1 protein-coding gene is annotated in these 1,522 nt (G+C 52.6%); it reads right to left on the bottom strand.

All coding sequences use genetic code 11. The annotated features are described in order from the left end of the window. Nucleotides 1-410: 410 nt before the first annotated feature. A complete protein-coding gene (locus tag AC07RZ_RS24070; RefSeq protein WP_494669863.1) occupies nt 411-1,424 on the bottom strand; it encodes an IS110 family RNA-guided transposase in 1,014 nt (337 codons plus the stop codon). Nucleotides 1,425-1,522 lie beyond the last annotated feature (98 nt).

The raw sequence follows: 1,522 nt of genomic DNA on the forward strand, positions 1-1,522 counted from the left end.
CACCCATTAGCCGTCCGCTGTCAAGAGCACAAACTTACCACTCGCAATATTTCGCGATATCTCAATTTCATCAAGCCATCGCCGTCACGTTCTGTTGGCTGACTTCGTGCCCTTTGCTTCAGTGTATGGTTGTGTGAATCGCACCAGTCACCCATATGGATCAAGCGGAAGCATTACTACTATCTTCGCCCTGGCAGTTCAGCTGCCCCAGAAGCATCTCGGTACCGGCCTGTGTCCAATTGTGGGGCAGTTCTATGGCTTCTGCATCGCAGTTCCAGACCCTTGTGGCTCACATGTCGGACGATTCATTTCCTTCGGAACAAACAACAATGGCAAACGGCACGGTGTCCAATCAGTTTTTGATGGCTCGAAGTCCAACCCACGTTCTGGCTTGCCGGCCGTTGCCAACCTTACGCAAAGCAGCGCTCAATCGAGAACTGCTCTCCGGTTTTTAATATGTGGAAGCAGGCGCGCGCTAGCTTGTGCGCTACTGCCTTGATGGCGACGATACTGTTGCGCTTGGCTTTCTTGCGTTGATAGAATTTTCGCGCCGGCTCGCAGTAACGAATGGCAAAGTTGGCGGCCTCGACATACGCCCATGCCAGATAGCGATTGCCGTTCTTCGTGTTGCCTTCGCCTTTCTTTTTTCCATTCGAGACATGAACGCTGCCGACACAGCGACAATACGATGCATAGTTGCCGACATCGGCGAAACGCTCGATACTTCCGGTTTCAAGAAGAATGACTGTGGCGAGAATCGGCCCGATACCTGAGACGGTTTTGAGTAGTCGATATCCCGGATTGCTGCGGCAGTGTTTCGACAATGCATTTTCGATAGTATCGATTTGCGTTTGTAGTGCCCGCATCACCGCCAGATTTGCTTTGAGCCCCATTGACTCCGCCGCACCGAACGGCATAGCGTCTATATGTGCATCGGTTAACTGTTTCACGTCGTTAGTGGAGAGACGCCCTCCGGTTTGCTGCGCCAGACAGGTTTCGATCGAAACGATCTGCATCGTACGCTGCTGGACCAGTTGCATACGCTTGCGCGCCAGATCGCGAACCGCACGTGTAGCCCGCGGCATGATATGACCTTCAGGCAGCAATCCCAGCCGGAGAATATGCGCAAGATGGCGGGCATCTGATTCATCGCCACGATGCTTGAGACCATCGTATTGCTTGATCGCAGTAGTGTTGGCCAGGTGCAGTGGATAGCCCGCTTCAATTAATCCATCGACAAGCCAATACCAGTTATAGGTCGACTCCACGACCACGCCGAACAAATTCGTTCGATACGGATCCAGTGCTGCGCAGATCTGATCCAAATTGTTGGGCAGGCGCCTGGAATACAGGACCTTGTCGTCGTCATCGCTGATGACGACGAAACAGTTGTTCGAATGAAGGTCTATGCCGCAAAATAACATCGCCGTTCTCCTGGGTAAAGTGAGGTTCGCACCATGACTTTATCGCTCGGCGCTTGCCGAGGGAGGACGGCTAGATGATTATCAGTTTCGTGTGCAAA

The organism is Collimonas sp. GW821-FHT07E08, from assembly GCF_059418905.1.